Genomic DNA, 15763 nt, shown 5'->3' with positions numbered 1-15763 from the left:
GGAACTGTTGATAAATGATATGTTCTTTATACCGCTGGTACTAAAGTAGTGAATTTATAGTCATTTTACTGGTTTTTAATAAGTATGCTTATAGTTTATTAAAGTTGTAACTAAATTGTCACTATTCCTAATTAGTATTTTAAAGCATTGGTATTTAACGGATTGATACCGACTCATATACTTTACAAAGGAATGTTTAGATGAAGAAAACAATACTATATTTGTCTGCGAGTGCTATTTTTTCGCTGGCGGCACATGCTGATATTTTAATTTCTGAATATATCGAAGGGAGTTCGTTTAATAAAGCCATTGAAATAGCGAATACAGGTAACGAACTTGTTACGTTAATCGGCTATGAATTAGCAAAGTCTGCGAACGGCAATAATGAATGGGCTAACCGTTTGCCGTTAGATGGCATCGCTATTGGCGCGGGCGATGTGTTTGTGTTGGCTCATAGCGATGCTAACGCCGATATTTTGTCTAATACGGACATGACAGATACTAACGTGATTAGTTTTAATGGTGATGATCCTATCGCATTATTATTGAACGGTGATGTACACGATATCATCGGTGTAATGGGCGACCAAAACTTTGGTAAAGACGTTACCTTAGTAAGACAAAGTCGTATTGCTACGACTATATATAATGAATCAGACTGGCTTGTTAAGGCAAAGAATAATAGCGATGGCTTAGGTTCGTTAGACTCATCTGCTGGTGGTTCTGATAATGGCGGGGAACCTGAGACTATTATCGAATCGACAATTATGGCACTTCAGGGAAATGGTTGGTCCTCTCCCTATACAGATCCTACAACTGAAAAATACATCTCAGACGAAACGTTCCTAATTGAAGGTATTGTCACGGCCATTCAAGTTAATGCCTTAGGTAATGATTTACCACAAGGCTTCTTTATTCAAGATGAACTGGGCGATAATGATGTGACAACATCTGATGGTATTTACGTCTCAGGTTTTATAGTGGGTCTATCTATCGGCGACAAGGTTGCGGTTACTGGTAAAGTCAAAGAGGATTACGGCTGGACTAAAGTACAAGCAACAAATGTAGACGTGATCGGTAATGGCACGATACCTGTAACAAATGTGAGAGCGGCCAGTGACGATAATGAATTTGATTTTACATTAGAAAGGCATGAAGGCATGTTCGTTAATATTGACCAACATGCCGATATGTATGTTGCGCGCACTTATGGTTTTGACTATGGTCCATTTCGTAACAACATGGTGATAGCCAAGGCTGGCCTTAACCTGCACCCCAATCAATTAAATATTCCCGCTTCTGCAGGTGCAAACTCGCAACTTGATGATAACGAAGATAGACGCATTATCGTGGAAACCATGATTAAAGCGCCCAACGGTGCCCCTCTATGGTATCCAACATTCGGTCAAGATGATGGAACCGGTACCACAAACGACTATATACGTAATGGTGACTTAGTTAACGGGTTAGAAGGTGTGTTAGGTTATTCATACGGTGATTTTAGACTTTATATTACTAACCAAGCTGACGAATTTACTTTTGTTCATGCGAATCCTCGATTGTCTCGCCCTGATGTCACAGGTGAGGGACTACGCATCGCCACTTTCAATGTTTTAAACTACTTTAATTCTCCTTTTGACGGCGCCGAAAACCCAACTGGGACGAATCGTGGTGCAACGACTTACGCAGAGTTTGAATTACAAGGCGATAAGATCGCGGCGGCTATTGTGGCTTTAGATGCAGATATTATTGGTTTAATGGAAATCGAAAATAATGGTTTCGGTGATAGTTCTGCAGTCGCGCATTTGGTTGATAAAGTGAATATATTATTACCAGACGTTGAGCAATATGCTTTTGTCACAAGCCCTGATAATGCGGGTTTTATTGGTAATGATGCGATTGCCAATCAAGTGATTTACAAACCTTCGATGGTGACGCTTGATACTTACCGAATAATTAAGATGCCTGAGCAACATGCAGGCCAAACGGGTAAAGAAAATGGTGACAACTATCAACGCGACGCGATAACGCCAACGTTTAAGGTTAATGACTCAGAAGAGTTAGTCACTGTCTCTGTGAATCATTTCAAATCTAAGGGGTCTACGTGTTGGGAAGATGTCGCTATTCAGAATGGCGAAGATGTTGGTTTACAAGGATCTTGTGAGCACCTACGTGTTTCAGCTGCTCAACATTTGGGTAATGAAATGGCGTTAATTGCGGGTAATAAATTGATCATTGGTGATCTTAATGCTTATGGGCAAGAAGACCCGCTACTTGTGTTAACAAACATGCCAGAAAACCACAGCGTGATGCCTGCACGTATGACATACATAGGTGACGAACCCATGGCGGGAAGTGATCCAAACGCTATCTCTGATTCATTTGGGTTTGTTAATGTGATCAGTGAACAGCATCCTGCCGCGTACAGTTTTATTTATAACGACACTGTCGGTACACTCGATTATATTTTAGTAGACAGTGAAACTGCATCAAAAGTGGTGGATGCAAATGTTTGGCATATCAATGCATCAGAATCAAAGTTGTTTGAGTATTCGTCAAAATATACTGCAGACTTAGCTAAGTACCCTGATTTATTTAGATCGTCAGATCATGAACCAGCTATTGTTATTTTGGATGTATTAGGCGATGCTGACCAACCTGACCAACCTGACCAACCTGACCAACCTGACCAACCTGACCAACCTGACCAACCAACGCCACCGTCTGGTACTGATGACACAACAAGTAACGATGATGACGAAGACGAATGGTATGGCGGGTCTACTGGCTCATTATCACTTAGTCTCTTAACTGGTTTTGCTTTTTTTAGACGCTTCGGTCAACGATATATTAAGATGAACAGATAATATAAGACGAGGTTATGCCTGTAGAATCATTGCGCATAACCTCATTATTTTGATCTGTATTCACTTATTCACAGGTAAGCTACATGTCGATGGAACCACTGCCGTTTTTGCAGGGAAATATATGATATTAAGTATTAAAAAGTAAGATCGAATAACATTACCGCAAGGTTTGATCGATTTCACTAACTTAATAGGGCATAAATACGCTAAAATAGTCGGCTATTATCTTATTTCTGAGCTTTATATATTAATGACAACTGTCACAGCACCAGCAAACTTTACCGAACTTGGCCTTATTTCACCTTTGTTAGCTCGATTAACTGAGCTGGAATACCAGCAGCCAACGCCTATTCAAGCGCAAGCTATCCCAAGTGTATTAGCGGGACGTGACTTAATTGCAGGGGCAAATACCGGTTCGGGTAAAACAGCCGCTTTTGCATTACCTATGCTGCAGCACTTACATACTGAAAAGCAATCGGGTAGTACAAGCAGTAAAGGTAACTATGTTACCGGACTAATTTTGGTACCGACTCGTGAACTTGCCAAGCAAGTTGCTGACAGCATTAAATCTTATGCTGTGCATTTTAACGGCGCGATTAAAACGGTTGCTGTTTTTGGTGGTGTATCAGTGAATACGCAAATGCTCGCATTACGCGGTGGCACCGATATTTTGGTTGCAACACCTGGTCGATTACTCGATTTGATTTCAAGTAATGCTATTAAGCTAGATATGGTTAAAACCTTAGTGCTAGATGAAGCCGATCGTATGTTAAGTTTAGGCTTTACAGAGGAGTTATCTTCACTGTTAGCCTTGTTGCCAAAGAAAAAACAAATTTTATTATTTTCAGCGACTTTCCCTGAAAAAGTACAAACTTTAACGCAAACCTTATTGAACGATCCAATTGAAATTCAACTGCAAAGTGCGGATGCAAGTACCTTAGTTCAGCGTGTTTTTACTGTTAACCAAGGTGAAAAAACAGCCGTTTTAGCGCATTTGATCAATGAAAATCAATGGCGACAAGTACTTATTTTCGTTAATGCTAAACACAGCTGTAATCACTTAGCAGATAAACTTGCTAAGCGTGGCATTACATCACAAGTGTTCCATGGCGATAAAGCGCAAGGCGCTCGTATTCGTACGCTTGACGGATTTAAATCTGGCGAGATTCAAGTGCTGATTGCAACAGATATCGCAGCCCGTGGTTTAGATATCGAAAAACTGCCAGTGGTGATCAACTTTGACTTACCGAGAAGTCCATCTGACTACATGCACCGTATTGGTCGAAGTGGCCGTGCTGGTGAAGTGGGCTTAGCATTATCGCTTATCGACCATGAAGATCATCATCATTTCAGTGTCATCGAAAAGAAGAACAAGATCCGACTTGAGCGTGAGCAAGTAGCGGGTTTTGAAGTAGATGAAACTATCGAAGCATACATACCAATGGCTCCACCTGAAGGCAGCGGTAAGAAAAAGCGTAAAAATAAAGCACCTGTAAATGCAGATATCTGGTTGAGTAATAATTAACCTACATAGAAGCTAAATCTAGTAATAAAAGTAGGTGTCGCGCAACGGCATCTACTTTACAACACTTCAACGGCCTTTCAGTTTCACTTGGTTTTTCCACTGGTTCTATCGTGTTAAATACTTCAGTCATTCCCATGGGAAAATTTCAAGCAGTAATACTTAACTCACATCAAACTTAGACCATCATGCAGGTTGTGTTAATTACGGTGTACGCTTTAAGATTTACGTATGTTGTGTTTTAGCAGGGGTGTTCAGGTGCTAGGGTCGGTTTAAATAAGATACACCCCAACGAGTTGGGGTGTATTGACTTATGAGAGTTAATTCAGAAGGGTTTAAGGCCTACGAATGTAAATGACAGCGCGACGGTTTGCTGCTCTAGCAGCGTGTATATCCTTAGTTGTACTTAATTCGACTTTGGGTCTTGAGTCAGCATAAGCAACTGCTTTTAGTTTATTTTTTTCAACACCTTGTTGCTCAAGTCGTTTAACAATTACAACGGCTCGAGCGCTCGATAACTCCCAGTTTGATGGGTATAGTAGGGTATTGATTGGAATGTCGTCAGTATGACCTTCGATTTCAATCTGCTGGTTTTTGACATTTGAGTTATGAATGACGTCAGCAATTTGGTCAATCACAGGTAACATCTGTGATTTGATCTCCGCATCACCAGAGCCATAAAGGGCTTTATTAGAAAACTCAATCTTGATACCTTTTTTATCAATACTGACATCGACTAATTCAGCCATTTTATTTTTTTCAAGTACACCCGTAATGTCTTTTTTCAATTCACTAAAAGGCATAGAGGTCTTAGTTGTGTTGGTTATCGATGTGATACCTTGTTCGAGCTCTTGTAAACGACCTTCATTTACTTCTGATACACTGACCAGAATAACAAAGAATGCTAGCAATAACGTGATCGCATCACTGTATGTGACTAACCAACCATTATCGTCTTGATCGCTTAATTGCGAGGAAGACGGTGGTCTTTTTAATCTCATTGACCTAACTCCGTCATTTTATGTTTGGGCGCTAGGTAACAGTTTAATCTGTCTTGAATATACAAATTATCTTTGTTTTCTGTTATCAACTCTAAACCAGCTGTTATAATTTGACGCTCGAAGAAAATGCGGTGCTGTCTTCTTGCTATGCGAATTGCAGATGGTTTAAAGAGTAGCTGTGCTAATAATGTACCGTACAATGTCGTTAATAAGGCAATGGCAAGGCCTTTGCCTAATGCAGACAAATCACCACTCATATTATCAAGCATGATGATTAAGCCAATTAAAGTACCAACCATACCAAAACTAGGGGCGTATACTGAAAGTGTATTAATGACATTTACGTGTTCATTTCTACGCTGAAAATCACTTTCATTCGAGTCGTCAAGCATACTAGAAAGAACTTTAGATTTATAACCTGTACCCAATAATTCCATTGCATTGAGAATGAAATCATCCTTTTTTTCTTTCTCAGTCAAACTGTTTTCTAACGCTGTAATACCTTGTTTTTTGTATATATCATTCCATTCGATAATACGACTAACAAGCTGCTTTAGTTGTTTGTTTTGGTTTTTTTCGTCAAGGAAATTAACCATCATTTCGGTAAATGCGGCCCAAATCAGACGAAACGAGTAACTAATTAAGGTCGCTCCAAAAGTCCCGCCAAGCACGATAAGTAAACTGAATAAGCTTACAAAGATCAGGTAGTTATCAGTGCTTTTAAAAATGGCATAAACGAATAAACCGACTGCACCTAATATGCCTACGAAAGTACTAATTGAAATCATCTATTATCCCTTTAAATCATTCATAGTGAAACGGCCTGAATTGAGCAACTGTCTTACTGCTACAACAATTTCTTGTTGCGCGCTCGCTATGCTTTCTTGATCTGTAACTTCGAGTTGTTTTATCTCAAATAGCAGCGCTGATTTTAATTTAACAGGCAGGTCTGCTAATACGTGTTGAATTTGTTCTTCTTCAAAAGAGTGCAAACCAATTGCCACTATTTTACGCTCAAGGTTACGCAATGCATCGGCAAGTACTAACGTTGGTGTCTTCAATACATCATCAAAGCAATAGAATTGCTCACGGATCTTCATGTAGGTTTCTGGGGAGCTTTCTTTGAGTTGCGTTAATAATGCTTGCTGCTCGTTTAGCGGCAAGCGATCTAACATGCCAAGTAACAACTCAGTGCCATCTGCATTGATGTGCTTGAAGTCAGGTACATGTCGTGATTTCTTGGCTAGACGCTGTGCAATTTCGTTAAACGTTGCGACTGGGAAGTTATGGAACTGTCCAATTTCAACTGCAACTAATGCACGTTCAGTAGGGCTTAATTGTTTTAATACAGCCGTTGATTTTAATTCTTCAAGCTGTGTTAAAACTAAGGCTTTTATCCTAGGCTGCTCTTCTTTAATTAACCAAGAGATTTGATTGTCGGTTAATTTTTGAAGGTAAGAAAATGGTTTATGCGTTATTGCTTCTGCATCATTTTCTATGTGCGTCAATAACTGCAGTAGATCATTTAGACTAGTGATTAAAGCAGGGTAATCTTTTTGTTCTTGCTTAAGGTAGTTTATATACTGTGGAATTTCATGCACAAGATTAGGGAAAATCGAAGTGAATATCGAACGGCCTAATGTTTGATATGATGCTGCTAACAGTGGCATGTTTTGCTCGTTTAAAGCAATGTTAGCCACGGCGGTTTGGATTTTGTCCGGAGATGCTAGGCTCAGACTGATAATTCGCTGACGTAGGGCTTGTACATCTTGCTGCTGTTGCATTAGTAATGGTTCAGCTGTTGGTGGAGTATTATCTATTTCTTCAACTTTTTCTGGCTTACTTCTATTTCGTAATAGTAAGAAAAGTAAAATTAATAATAAGGCAGCAAATAAAACCATTAACCAAGTCAACCATTCTTGATACCAAGGTAGTGGCTCTGAACTTTCTGAATCTTGAACTGCCAACTGTTTTGGAAAATCAGTCGGTATGATAGTTAATGTGTCACCTCTAAATGGATTGTAGTTTAGCTTTTCAGTAAGCAAGTTTCTTAAGAATACAACTTGTTCGTTGTTAACTGTGCTAGCAACTAATAACTTAGTGTGAAGTACTCGTAATGTTTTTTCTGAATCGTCCTTGCTTTTTGGTTGATTGGCTTTTTTGACTTGATTTTCTAGTAACTCAGATTGCTTGGTAATTGTTTTTTCCATTTCTGCAATTTGAGCTTTTGCCTGTTCTACCACTGGGTTGACAGCATTTTCTTTAGGCATATTACTTGGCAGGGCAGGTAAGTCAAATTCATCTTCAGTTTCAGGTGTTATTGTTGAAGGGGCTTGATTAGCCTGCTCTGGACTTTGTACTTGTTCCGGCGTTGTCTCTGAAGCTTGAGGTTGTCCGTTATTATTCGTTAAATCCTGAGATTTAGGCGACGTTAATACTTCAGCTCTAATCGAAAGTATAAAGCTATCATCACCGAGATAGGCTTCTATATCTCTATTCAGCCTTTCCTCTAGGCCTTGGCTTAACTCAAGCGATTCAATTTCATTCGCCATAACCAGTGGTGTGAGCACAAGTAATATAGCGAATAATAAAGATTTAAAAATAGTCATAATCATCCTTATTTATCACCCATTTTAGTTAATGCTTTCTGAACATCTTCGTATGATGGATCAAGTTCTAATGCTTTATTCCATGCGGTTCTTGCATTGGTATAGTTTTTCATTCTGTAATTCACGCTACCTTTAAGTGCATGAGTTTGTGCAAGGCTAGGCGCTGCTTTAATCGCATCTTCTACTTTAGCAAGTGCCTCTGGGTAATCTTTATCTACAGCAAGTTGTTGAGCCGCAGATAATAAGCGTAATGCCTTATCTATATCTTCTGGAGCAGGCTCTTGTTCATCTAATATGTCTTCGAACTGCTCGAGATCTTCTTGATTGTTGATAACGTCTGCGGGATTTATATCCTCATCGTTTTCGATCTCGAATATAATATCGCTACCAAGAACGTTAAATGCGACTTTTGATTCGTAGTTAGTTCCCTTATTTCGAAGGGATAATACGCCTAGTTCTAATGGGTTACCTGCTGCATCTGTTATTGCTTGTACATGATTCTCATTATTATCTTTTTTAGCACTGCATGCAGTAAGGGTGATAAGCATGCATAAAGTAATTATCTGTTTCATTTTCTTTCCTTAGATACGGTAGCTAAGTGTAATATCGAAGCTTACGCCACCAAATGTAATCTCTGATGCATAGTTTGATTTAGAACCTACATCGATATTACTTTCAGAGACGCTAATGATGCCTAGTTCTAACGAACCATTATCGGGGAAGCTAATTTCAGTACCTACTCTAAACGCAACGGCATGGTAATTTTTGAATAATATTTGACCAATACCGATATAAGGTTTTAATTTAATTTTCTGGTTCCAATCTGGCATTAATAATAAAACTCGACCTTCGATGTTTACACCGGTTAAGTTTATAATTCCTCTATTTTCAAGGTGTGTGACCGCATCAAAGATAATTGCGTAATCAAGGTAAGGTGTTAAATCTGATGATTGATTTTTACGTACACCGATTGTTGTGAACTTATCTACATTAGTCGTTTTACCTGTGCTTGTATTTAATCGTTTAGCTTCAAGACCCCAAACACCTAAAGTAAGTGCCCAGTCTGATTTCTTTGGAAAACCAATATCCGAATTTACTTCAATGGTTTCAGATATATTTTTAGCCCATATCGCATCCATCGTTTTTGCATTCACAAGCTTTAGTTGCAGGTCGTAAACGCCATCATGAACCGATGCATCCCACATTAGAAAGGCATTCGCACGAATGTCTTTCGCCATTGTTTGTAACTCTTTATTTGTTTCGGCGCTATGTTTCACACGTACACTGCCATTTTTTACAGTGATATATGTTTTAGAGCATTGAACACATGTTTTAACTCGTATGTCGTTGTCTATAAGGCTCAATGATAATTTATTTTCGATTAAGCTTAATGTTGTTTTGTCTAGTTGGTGCTGTAATCTGTCACCGGTATGGTAGAGAGCAACCGTTCTAATATTTTGCTCTGAAAGTTCCCAGGGAAGTTCTCCCCAGATATCTTTACGGTCAAGAATATTTAAAAATACAAGGTATGATTGGCTAGGTGTCATATTCGATGGCGTTAAAGCTTGATGGGTTATTTCTGATTGTTCGTCATTTTCGGTAAGTTCTGCGGAATGGCTTAATGGGATATATGCGATAGAAATTATACAAAAAGAAAAAAAAGATACAAAAAATGATTTTTTTATATCAAAGAATGAACGTGTCATGGAGTGCCTTTTTTATATTTTAATAAGTATATTAATGCATTAGTGTATCTATTTTCAGATTTTTAAACTGTAAGTAATATGTAAGGAAACGTAAGCTGGTCGTAATTAAGTGTAAGTAATGAGGGGGCTGTAAATTTAATTGGTATAGCAAATATTCCATCACATTGAATTTATTGATTAATTAAGATGTAGTACCGTGTGAGGTAATACATAGCATTAGCAAATTTAAATAGTGCTTTATACCAATTTTTAAATTGAGGTATTTCCTTTAAACGTGTTGGAAGTGGTATTATTATGCAATTCATTTACTAATTATCTAAGGGTGTTTAATGTCTGATGTTGTAATTCATCAAGTACGACCAACTAAGGTTCTTTTTACTCAAGGAATCATGGAATCTTTAACTCAAGTACAGTGGGTTGAACAAACAGACACTAGTACTTATGTGGTTACTGAAAAAACACCGTTCCACCCGGTAAGTCATATCTGGCCAGATCATCCTGCGGATAAAGGGTTTTTAGTATTTAACGGTAAGCAATACACAGTCACAGATTGCGTTACGGGTGCTTTCGATATTGAAAATAGTAAGCTATATAAAGGTACAGATATACCCGTAAAACGTGGTGAGCCTGGCTGGTATTTTGTTGTCGTACACGAATTAGAATTAGACATGGCATTAAACATTAATGATGCTGTTGAATTAGTTGTTGATGCAAGATATCAAACGGCATTAAGTCGAGGGCACAGTGCAGGGCATTTGGCTTCTTATGCGTTAAATAAGGTTTTAGAACAAGGTTACTGGCGTAAAGATGCATCACGCAAAGATGTATTAAATAATCGCGACTTTCATTCATACGCACAAACATTAAGTTTGGTCTCTGAAAACAAATCAACAGACAATTACCGTTTGGGTAAAACGTTGAAAAAGCGTGGCCTTAATGTGGCTGAGATGCTTGCAGACCTATCACTCATTGAAGCGAGTGTGAATGGCGTATTGGCAACCTGGCTTGCGACTAAAGCATCTGTTGTGATGAAGTGTGAAGGTGATTCGCTTACGGACTCTCGCTTTTGGTGTTGCGATTTAGGTATTGGTGAAAGTATTACTATGCCTTGCGGTGGTTCACACGTACAAAGTTTGGCTGAATATAAAGATATAACGATTGAGTTAACATTTAAGTCTGACCAACAATTAGAGATGATCACAAAGGCTAATTAAAAATAACCCTTATTAATTCAAAAACATCTGTAAATGCACACGTTAAATCTTTGAATTCTTAAAATAGAGGTTCGTTCAATTTTTATCCGAACCTCTATTCATACTATTCTTTAGGGGCAATACCAGTCTGATATATTATTTTGCCGGTTAAGCGCTGATACCTGCGTGGTATCCTGGTACGCGAAATAGCTTACGACATAAATCAAGAAATTGGCCGTAGAACACACCGACGAAGCATGACACAACAGCGTTACTTGATACGGCAGTTATAATTTGATCGAAATCAGCACCGACAGATAATAAAATTAAGGCATAAGCAGGTGATTGGAAAGATACATACGCAAATGTATCACCAAATTGTTTTGTTAGTTTATTCTTAACTAACTTAGCACCAGCCCTAATGATAAAGTCACGATATAAACCATATGGGTATGCAATGGCGATGTTGACCGGAATAGAAACCACACGGGAAGCTAAAGATCGTTCAAACGACATCCCAGAGACAAAAATCTCAATCAACATTCCCACAGCAAAGCTAAATACGACCATTGCGAATGTGTCAGCTGCGGCATTACGAACGCAGAAAGGGGCTTTAACTTGCACTTGCTTATCTCCAAATTAGATTAATATCGTGTCTAAATCAATTTACTCATCACTTATAAGCTGGTTGTTTGGCTATAAGTGGAATATGTGCGTATTAAATCACGTATTTGGCAGTTTTAATCACTAAATGTAGGCTGGTTTTTAAGTTTTTTATGTATTTAATACTGATAATGAATGAAAAATAGAGAGTAAATACTGGGGAGTACAAAGTTTGATACGGATTAGTGTGATTTGGTTCAAATTACTGACCAAAGTTGGCGGTCAGTATCTCGTAATATAAAATTATTTGTTGACAGGTTGGTTGGGTTGTTAAACTGTTAACGTTATTTCATAACTGGTGAATTTACGCATGTTGATCACACCAGTATCAAAAAATAGGTATTGACCTTTAATACCTTGCAGTATGCCTGATACCACAGGTTCTTTATCAAAGTTGTGTGAAACTATTTTAGTCGGGTGCTGAGTAACAGGGTAGTTAATGGTAACAATATCCGCTTCGAGTTCCTCAATTGCATCTAAACCATACATCATTTCAATATTACCTAATTGTTCTTCAATTAAAGGCATTAAACGTGCTGCTTCCGCTTTTAAATCAATATCTGCGTTTTCGCCTTTAAGCATGGTACGCCAGTTGGTTTTATCACCAATGAATTCAGTTAATGCGGTTTCGACTAACCCCGATATTTGTCTAGTTTTTACTTTAAAGATCGGCAGACCTTGTGTTGCACCTTGATCAATCCAACGGGTTGGTAATTGAGTATGACGGGTAATACCAACTTTTAATGCAGACGTATTTGAAAGGTATACATAGTGGTCAGTCATACAGAAATCATCGGCCCATTCTGGTTGACGACAAGTTCCGTACTCATAATGACAGGTTTCTGGTTTCATGATGCACATATCACAACTGGCTAGCTTGCGTGTACAAACAAAACAATGGCCTTGCGAATAGCTCTTCTTTGTTTTTTTTCCACAGTTTAAGCAATGTATGTTGCCAGTGTGCGTGAGTGTGATTGATTTACCGATAAGTTCGTTTAACGGAATAAGTGTATCGTCGAGTGGTAATTGGTAACTGACACTATGATCTGCATTAAGTGTTGAAACCATTTTACTGATATGGCCTGTGTATGACATTTTATGATATTCCATTGCTCGTGAAATTATTTTAGGCTTACGTTGTTTGTTAATTTACGTGTTTCTTCTTATTATAGGGGGATTAATCTACGTAAAATTAACAAAAGCCGTGTAATTATAATGTAATTCTATATAATACTTGGTCTGAAATTTCTTTCTACTTATTGTTATCACTTTTAGTTTTTAGATGGCAAAATGTCCAGAATGAATTTTAGTTCTTTATTTACATTAGGTACGTTACCTTGTGTATATATAAGAAAACTTATCACACGATGTTTAATAACATCTTAATTTATGCAAACGCTGCATCGTAGGCAGCATCACTGCAAAAAGGATATAAAATGCCTGTAATTACTCTTCCAGATGGCGCTCAGCGTCAATTTGACAACCCAGTAACGATTATGGAAGTTGCTGCAGATATCAGTTCTGGTCTTGCTAAAGCGTGTATCGCTGGCCGCATTAATGGTGAACGTGTTGACGCATGTGACCTAATCACTGAAGACGCTGCAATTGAAATCATTACTTCTAAAGATGCTGATGGTCTAGAGATCCTACGCCACTCTTGTGCGCATTTACTTGGTCATGCTATTAAGCAATTATGGCCAAACACCAAGATGGCTATTGGCCCTACCATTGATAAAGGCTTCTATTATGATGTCGATATGGAAGAACCAATTAGTGAAGCTGATTTAGCTAAGCTAGAAAAGCACATGAACAAACTGGTTAAGACCAACTATCAAGTTATTAAGAAAGTTGTTTCTTGGCAAGAAGCGCGTGACACGTTTGAAGCGCGTGGTGAAACATATAAAGTAGCTATCTTAGACGAGAACATCGGTAAAGATGAAACGCCTGCTTTATATTACCATGAAGAATACGTTGATATGTGTCGTGGTCCACACGTACCAGTAATGAAGCATTGCCAGCATTTCAAATTAATGTCTGTTGCAGGCGCATACTGGCGCGGTAACTCAGACAATAAGATGTTACAGCGTATATATGGTACAGCTTGGACTGATAAGAAAGAGCTAAAAGCATATATTCAACGTCTTGCTGAAGCTGAGAAGCGCGATCACCGTAAAATCGGTAAACAACTTGATCTTTACCATATGCAAGAAGATGCACCTGGTATGGTGTTCTGGCATAACGATGGTTGGACAATTTTCCGTGAGTTAGAAAATTTCATTCGTGAAAAATTACGCGAGTTTGATTACCAAGAAGTGAAAGGTCCACAAATCATGGATCGTAGCTTGTGGGAAAAATCAGGCCATTGGGATAAATATTCAGAAGGTATGTTCTGTACTCACTCAGAAAACCGTGAATATGCGATTAAACCAATGAACTGTCCTGGTCACGTACAGATTTATAACCAAGGTTTAAAATCTTACCGTGATTTACCATTACGTATGGCAGAGTTTGGCTCATGTCACCGTAATGAACCATCTGGTTCGCTACATGGCCTAATGCGTGTACGTGGCTTTACGCAAGATGATGCACATATCTTCTGTACTGAAAGCCAAATTCAGCAAGAAGTATCTGATTGCATCAAGATGGTTTTTGAAACTTACGCTACATTTGGTTTCGAAAACATTGAAATTAAACTATCAACACGTCCTGAAAAACGTGTAGGTAGTGATGAGACTTGGGATAAATCTGAGCAGGCACTTGCTGATGCATTAACTGCAAGTGGTTTAAGCTACGATGTACAAGAAGGCGAGGGTGCGTTCTACGGACCTAAAATCGAATTCACACTACATGACTGCTTAGATCGTGCATGGCAATGTGGTACAATTCAACTAGACTTCTCAATGCCTGAGAAATTAGGTGCAGAATATGTGTGTGAAAGTAACGGTCGTGAGACGCCTGTTATGATTCACCGAGCAATTTTAGGTTCACTTGAGCGCTTCATTGGAATTCTAATTGAAGAATATGCAGGACTTTTCCCTACTTGGTTATCACCTGTTCAAGCTGTAGTTATGAACATTACAGATAAACAGGCTGTTTTTGCTACAGAATTTGTAGAAAAAATGAAGAAAGTAGGCATTAGATCAAAATTAGACTTGAGAAATGAGAAGATAGGCTTTAAGATCCGCGAACATACTTTGAAACGTGTGCCATATCTTTTGGTTATCGGCGATAAAGAAGTCGAATCAGGAGAAATTGCAGTACGTACTCGTAAGGGCGTTGACTTAGGTACTATGAAGTTAGATGACTTCATCAGTAAATTACAAACCGAAGTCAATAGCCGCGGTAAAACAACTTTGGAGGATTCGTTATAAAAGGCGGAAAAAAAGGTCAACAACAAACGACCAGACAACATCGTATCAACGAAGAGATTCGTATACCTGAATGTCGCTTAAACGGTGCTGATGGTGAAGTAATTGGAATCGTATCTATAAGAGATGCACTTGCTAAAGCAGAAGAAGCAAGTTTAGATCTTGTAGAAATTAGCCCGAATGCCGAGCCTCCTGTTTGCCGTGTCATGGATTACGGTAAATTTATATACGAGAAAAGTAAATCTGTTAAAGAGCAGAAGAAAAAGCAAGTTCGGGTTCAGGTTAAGGAAATAAAATTCCGACCTGGGACTGATGTTGGCGATTATCAGGTAAAACTACGCAACCTGACTCGCTTCCTCGAAGAAGGTAACAAAGCAAAAATTACGCTGCGTTTCCGAGGTCGAGAAATGGCGCACCAGAGCTTAGGCTTTGATCTTTTAAATCGTATTAAAGATGATTTACAAGAAATTGCAGTCGTGGAAGCTTTCCCGAAAATGGAAGGTCGCCAAGCTGTAATGGTGTTAGCCCCTAAAAAGAAATAGTAGGTGCTTCCAAGTAATATGAGTACGTAAGTACTCATATTCGCCTTACTGTTATTCATTAATATTCAACAATGCGGAGTTATAATGCCTAAGTTGAAATCGAATAAAGGCGCTGCAAAGCGCTTTAAGAAAACCGCTAATGGTTTTAAACGCAAACAGTCTCACCTACGTCATATTTTGACCAAGAAGAGCACTAAACGTAAACGTCACCTTCGTGGTACGCAAATGGTTGCAAAGTGTGATGTTGCATCTGTTTCACGTATGCTTCCATACGCTTAATTTTAGATATAAA

General features: G+C 38.5%; 13 protein-coding genes. 6 read left to right on the top strand and 7 right to left on the bottom strand.

Annotated elements, in window-relative coordinates:
- Positions 1-200 precede the first annotated feature (200 nt).
- A complete protein-coding gene (locus tag HWV02_RS12190; RefSeq protein WP_211687939.1) occupies positions 201-2867 on the top strand; it encodes an ExeM/NucH family extracellular endonuclease in 2667 nt (888 codons plus the stop codon).
- A 250-nt stretch (positions 2868-3117) separates the two neighbouring features.
- On the top strand, positions 3118-4392 hold the full coding sequence (locus HWV02_RS12185) for a DEAD/DEAH box helicase (protein WP_211676083.1): 1275 nt from the start codon (positions 3118-3120) through the stop codon (positions 4390-4392).
- Between the two features lie 332 nt (positions 4393-4724).
- Here the strand turns inward: HWV02_RS12185 and HWV02_RS12180 are convergent, their stop codons facing one another.
- From HWV02_RS12180 to HWV02_RS12160, 5 genes are read right to left on the bottom strand one after another with little or no spacing between them, the layout of a single operon-like run.
- Positions 4725-5390 (bottom strand): OmpA family protein, encoded by a 666-nt coding sequence (locus HWV02_RS12180; protein ID WP_211687937.1) that lies wholly within the window; start codon positions 5388-5390, stop codon positions 4725-4727.
- A complete protein-coding gene (locus tag HWV02_RS12175) occupies positions 5387-6178 on the bottom strand; it encodes a motility protein A (protein WP_211687936.1) in 792 nt (263 codons plus the stop codon). Before HWV02_RS12175 ends, HWV02_RS12180 begins: the two co-directional genes overlap by 4 nt.
- A gap of 3 nt (positions 6179-6181) precedes the next feature.
- Positions 6182-7999 (bottom strand): FliG C-terminal domain-containing protein, encoded by a 1818-nt coding sequence (locus HWV02_RS12170; RefSeq protein WP_211676080.1) that lies wholly within the window; start codon positions 7997-7999, stop codon positions 6182-6184.
- 8 nt (positions 8000-8007) lie between these two features.
- A complete protein-coding gene (locus tag HWV02_RS12165; RefSeq protein ID WP_211676079.1) occupies positions 8008-8571 on the bottom strand; it encodes a tetratricopeptide repeat protein in 564 nt (187 codons plus the stop codon).
- A gap of 9 nt (positions 8572-8580) precedes the next feature.
- The gene (locus tag HWV02_RS12160; protein ID WP_211687934.1) at positions 8581-9705 is read right to left on the bottom strand and encodes a hypothetical protein; all 1125 of its coding nucleotides are present in this window, start codon (positions 9703-9705) and stop codon (positions 8581-8583) included.
- Positions 9706-10034: 329 nt separating this feature from the next.
- Between HWV02_RS12160 and HWV02_RS12155 the strand changes: the two genes are divergently transcribed.
- The gene (locus HWV02_RS12155; RefSeq protein WP_211676077.1) at positions 10035-10919 is read left to right on the top strand and encodes an alanyl-tRNA editing protein; all 885 of its coding nucleotides are present in this window, start codon (positions 10035-10037) and stop codon (positions 10917-10919) included.
- A 147-nt stretch (positions 10920-11066) separates the two neighbouring features.
- On the opposite strand, the gene HWV02_RS12150 is transcribed toward HWV02_RS12155, so the two are convergent.
- Entirely contained in the window at positions 11067-11522 is a 456-nt protein-coding gene (locus HWV02_RS12150) for an L-alanine exporter AlaE (protein ID WP_211687932.1), read from the bottom strand.
- A 309-nt stretch (positions 11523-11831) separates the two neighbouring features.
- A complete protein-coding gene (locus tag HWV02_RS12145; protein WP_211687931.1) occupies positions 11832-12656 on the bottom strand; it encodes a DUF2797 domain-containing protein in 825 nt (274 codons plus the stop codon).
- A 341-nt stretch (positions 12657-12997) separates the two neighbouring features.
- On the opposite strand from HWV02_RS12145, the gene thrS reads away from it, so the two are divergent.
- From thrS to rpmI, 3 genes are all read left to right on the top strand, one after another.
- Positions 12998-14932, top strand: coding sequence for a threonine--tRNA ligase (gene thrS, locus HWV02_RS12140; protein WP_211671697.1), 1935 nt, complete (start codon positions 12998-13000; stop codon positions 14930-14932).
- Positions 14929-15471, top strand: a complete 543-nt coding sequence (gene infC / locus HWV02_RS12135; protein WP_211680194.1) for a translation initiation factor IF-3 — start codon at positions 14929-14931, stop codon at positions 15469-15471. Before thrS ends, infC begins: the two co-directional genes overlap by 4 nt.
- 84 nt (positions 15472-15555) lie before the next feature.
- Entirely contained in the window at positions 15556-15750 is a 195-nt protein-coding gene (rpmI, locus tag HWV02_RS12130) for a 50S ribosomal protein L35 (RefSeq protein WP_019439703.1), read from the top strand.
- The last annotated feature ends 13 nt before the right edge of the window (positions 15751-15763 follow it).

Source organism: Moritella sp. 28 (assembly GCF_018219435.1).
Lineage (GTDB): Bacteria > Pseudomonadota > Gammaproteobacteria > Enterobacterales > Moritellaceae > Moritella.
This window is presented reverse-complemented; position numbering and strand designations above follow the sequence as displayed.

What these genes read in the sequence shown, in the direction of transcription:
- HWV02_RS12190 (WP_211687939.1), top strand. Translation starts at nt 201, where the DNA reads ATGAAGAAAACAATACTATATTTGTCTGCGAGTGCTATTTTTTCGCTG.
- HWV02_RS12185 (WP_211676083.1), top strand. Translation starts at nt 3,118, where the DNA reads ATGACAACTGTCACAGCACCAGCAAACTTTACCGAACTTGGCCTTATT.
- HWV02_RS12180 (WP_211687937.1), bottom strand. Translation starts at nt 5,390, where the DNA reads ATGAGATTAAAAAGACCACCGTCTTCCTCGCAATTAAGCGATCAAGAC.
- HWV02_RS12175 (WP_211687936.1), bottom strand. Translation starts at nt 6,178, where the DNA reads ATGATTTCAATTAGTACTTTCGTAGGCATATTAGGTGCAGTCGGTTTA.
- HWV02_RS12170 (WP_211676080.1), bottom strand. Translation starts at nt 7,999, where the DNA reads ATGACTATTTTTAAATCTTTATTATTCGCTATATTACTTGTGCTCACA.
- HWV02_RS12165 (WP_211676079.1), bottom strand. Translation starts at nt 8,571, where the DNA reads ATGAAACAGATAATTACTTTATGCATGCTTATCACCCTTACTGCATGC.
- HWV02_RS12160 (WP_211687934.1), bottom strand. Translation starts at nt 9,705, where the DNA reads ATGACACGTTCATTCTTTGATATAAAAAAATCATTTTTTGTATCTTTT.
- HWV02_RS12155 (WP_211676077.1), top strand. Translation starts at nt 10,035, where the DNA reads ATGTCTGATGTTGTAATTCATCAAGTACGACCAACTAAGGTTCTTTTT.
- HWV02_RS12145 (WP_211687931.1), bottom strand. Translation starts at nt 12,656, where the DNA reads ATGTCATACACAGGCCATATCAGTAAAATGGTTTCAACACTTAATGCA.
- thrS (WP_211671697.1), top strand. Translation starts at nt 12,998, where the DNA reads ATGCCTGTAATTACTCTTCCAGATGGCGCTCAGCGTCAATTTGACAAC.
- rpmI (WP_019439703.1), top strand. Translation starts at nt 15,556, where the DNA reads ATGCCTAAGTTGAAATCGAATAAAGGCGCTGCAAAGCGCTTTAAGAAA.